Source organism: Methylocapsa palsarum, from assembly GCF_900114285.1.
GTDB classification, from domain to species: domain Bacteria; phylum Pseudomonadota; class Alphaproteobacteria; order Rhizobiales; family Beijerinckiaceae; genus Methylocapsa; species Methylocapsa palsarum.
On sequence record NZ_FOSN01000046.1, the window covers coordinates 1 to 5,305 of the forward strand.

General features: G+C 56.6%; 7 protein-coding genes. 5 read left to right on the top strand and 2 right to left on the bottom strand.

The genetic code is table 11. The features are described 5' to 3' along the window. Positions 1-222 precede the first annotated feature (222 nt). Positions 223-447 (top strand): FtsK/SpoIIIE domain-containing protein, encoded by a 225-nt coding sequence (locus BM177_RS20415; RefSeq protein ID WP_210185944.1) that lies wholly within the window; start codon positions 223-225, stop codon positions 445-447. A gap of 683 nt (positions 448-1,130) precedes the next feature. Here the strand turns inward: BM177_RS20415 and BM177_RS18955 are convergent. Beyond that, complete coding sequence (locus tag BM177_RS18955; RefSeq protein WP_091686810.1) at positions 1,131-1,949, bottom strand: sterol desaturase family protein; 819 nt, start codon at positions 1,947-1,949, stop codon at positions 1,131-1,133. A 143-nt stretch (positions 1,950-2,092) separates the two neighbouring features. Between BM177_RS18955 and msrP the strand changes: the two genes are divergently transcribed. From msrP to BM177_RS18975, 4 genes are all read left to right on the top strand, one after another. Then, entirely contained in the window at positions 2,093-3,034 is a 942-nt protein-coding gene (gene msrP / locus BM177_RS18960; protein ID WP_091686813.1) for a protein-methionine-sulfoxide reductase catalytic subunit MsrP, read from the top strand. A gap of 110 nt (positions 3,035-3,144) precedes the next feature. Next, positions 3,145-3,621 carry an SRPBCC family protein gene (locus tag BM177_RS18965; protein ID WP_175492710.1) on the top strand — a complete coding sequence of 159 codons (477 nt, stop codon included), beginning with the start codon at positions 3,145-3,147 and terminating at the stop codon, positions 3,619-3,621. Between the two features lie 39 nt (positions 3,622-3,660). After that, a complete protein-coding gene (locus tag BM177_RS18970; RefSeq protein WP_091686819.1) occupies positions 3,661-4,113 on the top strand; it encodes a PAS domain-containing protein in 453 nt (150 codons plus the stop codon). A 77-nt stretch (positions 4,114-4,190) separates the two neighbouring features. Beyond that, on the top strand, positions 4,191-4,991 hold the full coding sequence (locus tag BM177_RS18975) for a protein-methionine-sulfoxide reductase heme-binding subunit MsrQ (protein WP_175492711.1): 801 nt from the start codon (positions 4,191-4,193) through the stop codon (positions 4,989-4,991). Positions 4,992-5,081: 90 nt separating this feature from the next. On the opposite strand, the gene BM177_RS18980 is transcribed toward BM177_RS18975, so the two are convergent. After that, on the bottom strand, positions 5,082-5,305 hold a 224-nt coding region (locus BM177_RS18980; RefSeq protein WP_139223752.1), incomplete at its 5' end, for an integrase core domain-containing protein.

Here is a 5,305-nt window from a genome sequence, read left to right on the forward strand (position 1 = left end):
TGGTTCGTCGACGCCAGGGATCCCGAAGACGGAGCCGCCAAGGTCGTCGAGCTGGTCCGCAGCCGCATTCCGCAGCGTTACGGGCTTGACCCCATTCGATGACGCTCCTGCGCTCGATGATCGTGAGCCGCCTGAAAGTTTTGCAACTTCCGCTGACCGATCTCGAAGTGCGCGTCCTGGCCGACCGCCTGATCGACGACGCCAATGACGTGTCGGGCGACATTGTGCTATGCGCCGCACACGCTGATCGCCGGCAGCACCGGCAGCGGCAAATCGGTGCTGATGCAGAACATCATCCTGGGCATCGCCGCAACCAACACGCCGGCGCAGGCGAAGATCATCCTCATCGACCCAAAACAAGGCGTCGACTATTTGGTTCGCGCGCGGCGAGCAGCGCATCGCGCACCGCGATGGCTTCCTTGCCCAGCACGCTCGTCCGGCGGGTGAAGTCGGGCAATTGCGCGGCGAACTGTTGGGTTGTCCTGTGTTTGATCCTGTCTCGCTCTGCCAAGATGGCGTTGGGGACCCACAGCCGCAGAGGGTCAAGCGCAAGACTTCCGCTGCACCCGCTCGCATGAACTCGCGGTCTATGAGCAAGGCACCTTCCTGCACCGCTTCGGCGCCACCGACTTCCAGCGCCTGACAAAGTCGCCGGCGGACTTCCACAGCGGACGCACGACGTCCAGAAGATCGGGCCGCCGGCACGCTTGTTCATTCGAGAAGGCCGCGGTCAATTCGCGGAAGACTTCGAGTCGGACGCCGGCGATCCTGCAGTGCTGGTGGCCGGCCGCTGTTCCGAAAACGCCACCGAACTTAGCGACGCGACGTCAGCGCGGCTCGCTGAATTGAGCGCCAGAGCGGTTTTCGCTCAAGTTGCATCGTGGTCCGCATCCCCCGGCTCATCGCGCGCAAGCCTAACTGCTTCGCAAGGCCGCGTGAATCCCCCACTAACGTCGAGTCAATCAGCCGGAAACCGTATCAGTCTGCTGCCGGGCCGGCAATTTGGTAAGCGGCCATTCCAGCTATCGCGTGGCTGGGCAGAACGCAGACTAACCGCTTTGGATTCCCCCACCGGCAACAAGTAGACTTTCATCCATGAAGCGGACCTTCATTCATGGGGATCGCCGAAGTCAGCTTGAATTTCGTCCACCCCGGCGCGGCAGCACGTGCAACAACCTCGCGAGACGGCGCTCTGTTATGAAGGCTAGGCAGAATAATTGGACAAAATTCTCAGCCTCGATCATCTCAAGACCGATTTTTTCCGGAACCACTTCTTTTCTGGTTCCGAAGATCAGATCCCAAACCGATAGAACGATCCCGTAATTACTGTCATGCTCGCTCCGGAGCGTCGAATGGTGAGCGCGGTGAAGAAAGGGCGTAATAAAAATGTATGATAGCCATCTTTCGCCTGGAATCACCAAGTTCGAATGGTGAAACAACACGAAGGCCATCCGGATCACCTCGCACACGACGACGACGTTGGCGTCGGCTCCGATCACGACGACACACAGACTCTTCACGACGACTTCCAAAAGCTCATCGAATACATGGAAGCGAAAACCGGTCGTCACATGGAAGCTTTTGTCGCTGTGATGGATTTTATGGAAGCGCCAAAGACTTTCACTGTGATGTCCAATGAAGTGCCAAACATAGACTGAGAAATCAAACAAAATAAAAGTAAGGATCCATTTCAACGGTCCGGATTCGAGGCCATTGAGAAGTCCATAATGCGAATATCGAGCGGCGACTACAAACAGGGTCGATACGGATAGGACGCCCATAATAATGTTATTGAAAATAAAGGCGGATGTATTTGTCGCAAAGGATTGCTTAAGCGATCGTCCAGAGAATTTTTTATACGGGCGCAGGACCTCCATTATAAGCAGGAGAGCGAATAGCGCCATGACAAAGACGAGAAGATAGTTCGCGACATGCACTCCGGCGTCCATTCTCATCCTCCCGCAACACTTGAAGCTTATCAGCTCCGATTTCGCTAGAGCTTAGATGGTGAGGCTCCTTGCTTATATCTAGGGCGCTCCCAATATAGAGCCGATTGGATCGAGCTTTTGGATATTTCGGCGGGGAGTTAGGAATGTTTGTCGGTCGCAGACCCGGATGGCGGCTCCCCGATAACGACGCCACGCCCGAAGCTGTGTTTTGGAGCCGCCGTGAAGCGCTTGCATTGACTGCTTCTGCGGGCTTTTCGGCTTTGGCGCGACCCCAAAGGTCTCAGGCGGCGCTGCCGGAATATCCGCCCCACACCAGTCGCTTCGGTTTAAGCCAACCGCTGACAGCGGAAAAATACGCCACGAGTTACAACAACTACTATGAATTCGACTCTGGCAGAGCGCGCGCGCCGCAGGCTGGTTCGTTCAAGACAAAGCCCTGGCGCGTGGTGATCGATGGTCTCGTCGAGGAAGCACAATCCTTCGATCTCGACGACTTTCTGGGCAAAGTTCCGTTGGAAGAGCGGCTTTACCGCCATCGCTGTGTCGAGGGCTGGGCGATGGCCGTACCCTGGATCGGCTTTCCGCTAAAGGTGCTGGTAAATCTTGCTCGGCCGCTTGGCTCGGCGAAATATCTTCGATTGGAAAGCTTCATGGACCCCGAAACGGCTCCAGGGCAAAAACAATTTTGGTATCCTTGGCCCTATGTCGAAGCCCTGACAATCGCCGAGGCGGACAACGAACTGTCCTTTCTTGTGACGGGAGCCTACGGCAAAGCGCTTTTAGCGCAAAATGGCGCGCCACTGCGTTTAGCGACGCCGTGGAAATACGGTTTTAAATCGATCAAATCGATCGTTCGCCTTTCTCTTACCGAAGAACGTCCGATCACGTTCTGGGAGCGACAGCAGCCGCAGGAGTACGGCTTCTGGGCGAATGTGAATCCCGATGTGCCGCATCCTCGCTGGAGTCAAGCGTGGGAACGTCTCCTCGGCACTGATGAGCGGCGTCCAACGAAAATCTGGAATGGATACGGCGACTACGTGGCCTCGATTTATGCCACTCTCGACAAAGAGCCTCTATTTAAATGAGTTCTCGCTCCGCCGTCGGCGGTATCATGCTGATCCAAGAAACTGGCGAGATTCGTCAGCGTTAAGCGTTTATGGGAGGATCGCCGGCAATGCTGAGCATGGGAGCGATAATGGCTGCGAGACCGGTGGCGGGCCAAGCAAGCGCCGTCGTCGGATGTCCTATCAGGGCCGCATTTGACTATATCGGCTATGGGTTGTTTGAGCATTATCGCTTCTGGTGCGCCCAAGTCGTCGAACTGGAGGTCATTACGGACGGCCCCGTCGGGCCGGGCGCGCTGGCGAGGCAAATCACGCTCGACCGCGGAATCGCGACCGAATCAACCTTCAAGGTGACGGAATTTAGTCCGCCGACGGGAATCGAGCTTGCGGGCGTGTCTGACCCTTTCCGCGCCGTCTACGCGCTCGAGGAATCGGGCGCAACTCTGAGCCGCCTTATCTTCACTTTCGAATTGCGTGAACTCGAGTTGTTCATGCGGCCTTTCGAAAAGCTCGTCCGCACTGCACTTCAAGAAGGCGCGGAGCAAACCGTTGAAAACCTCAAGCAATTGCTCGACGAACAAGGCGCTCTTTTGGTCGCCAAGTCATGAAATCCACTGTTTGAAATTTATTATCAAGGAAACGCGCCGATGTTCGTCATTCAAAAGAGCGGAGGGATTATCCCTCAAATTCTGACTCAGATCCTCGATTCCTGCGTCAACGGCGTGACGCTCGCCGATCCGGACCTTCCAGATGGGCCGATCGTCTACGTCAACAAGGCGTTTGAATTAATCACCGGCTATCCTCCGGAAGAAATCATAGGCCGCAATTGCCGTTTCCTTCAGGGGGAGGACCGCGAACAGGAGGAGCGGTACAGGTTACGCGCCGCAATCGAAAGGCACGCGGCCATCGAGGTGACGCTCAGAAACTACCGTAAGGACGGTAAGCTGTTTTACAACAAGCTGAATGTAACGCCGCTCTTCGACAACAATGGCGCGGTTATCTATTATCTTGGCGTACAATATGACGTTACCGAGCAGGTCGACGCCGAGGCGGAGATTCGGAAGCTCGGCGCGAAACTGTCGGCTTTAGGCCAGGCTTGATCACTCCCTGGCAGGATCGAAGCGGCCGATTTTATCCGTTTAAGGCGGTCGTTTTTGCTGGCTTGCTTCTGCCCGGCGTGTGGACGGCAATCGCTTTCGGCCTTGGCGGCCTCGGCGCTCTCCGCCTTAACGCCGCCATTCATCTGCTGGGAATTTGGGCGCTCCGCTTCCTCTTTCTGTCGCTTCTAATCACCCCTGCGAAGGAGATCCTGCACTGGGCGCGCCTCGTTCAGGTGCGGCGAATGGTCGGCGTCGCCGCCTTCGCTTATGCGCTGGCTCACCTCCTTTTCTACGTGGCCGAGCAATCGTTTGATGTCGCGACCGTCGCAGATGAAATTTTCTTTCGCGGATTTCTGACGGTCGGTTTAGCAGCGCTGTTGGGATTGGCCCTGCTTGCGGCGACTTCCACCGACAAGATGATGAAGAAGCTTGGCGGACGGAGATGGCGGAGGCTACACCGGCTAGTTTACGCGATCGCCGTTGTGGCGACGCTGCATTACTTGCAACAATTGATGCTGGGCGAGCGCGAGCCGATAGTGATGCTGGGACTTCTGTACTGGCTGCTCCTCTATCGACTCCTTGGCGTAACCTTAGCACAAGGGCCTCTGGGTCTGTTTTCTGTTGTGCTCATGTCCATTGCCGCAGCGGTGCTGACGGCTCTCACAGAAGCTAGCCTTATCTCGGTTGCGAGCGGCGTCGCGTTTGGACGTGTGCTCGTCCTCAATTTTTCGCTGGAACTTGGCATTAGGCCGGCCTGGATAGTCGCGCTGCCGGGGATAATTCTCGCTTGCGCCGGGATCGCGCCGCGCTATCAAGCTCTAACTGGAATGAAGACGCCTAGCGCTTCCGCTGTTCGTCCACTCTCACGGAGGCCGTAAAATCCTTGTTAGGGGATTCAAACCACGCCAAAGAGCGAAAAATTGTCGCGCTGAACCGCGCCGGGTTTGCCGGAGGCCATTTGGTTTAAGTTATGCGGCCATCGCTGGCTCGTCCAGCATGGCATAGTAGCGCACCTCGGCCTCAGCGGGCGGGATGTTTCTGATAGGCTCCAGAAGCCGCCGGTAGTTGAACCAGTCGACCCATTCCAGCGTCGCAAACTCGACGGCTTCGAATGAACGCCAAGGCCCACGTCGATGGATGACCTCGGCCTTGAAAAGCCCATTGATGGTCTCTGCGAGAGCATTGTCATAGC

Bases quoted from the DNA above. Each gene is read 5' to 3' on its own strand.
- BM177_RS18955 (WP_091686810.1), bottom strand. From the start codon at position 1,949: ATGGACGCCGGAGTGCATGTCGCGAACTATCTTCTCGTCTTTGTCATG.
- msrP (WP_091686813.1), top strand. From the start codon at position 2,093: ATGTTTGTCGGTCGCAGACCCGGATGGCGGCTCCCCGATAACGACGCC.
- BM177_RS18965 (WP_175492710.1), top strand. From the start codon at position 3,145: ATGGCTGCGAGACCGGTGGCGGGCCAAGCAAGCGCCGTCGTCGGATGT.
- BM177_RS18970 (WP_091686819.1), top strand. From the start codon at position 3,661: ATGTTCGTCATTCAAAAGAGCGGAGGGATTATCCCTCAAATTCTGACT.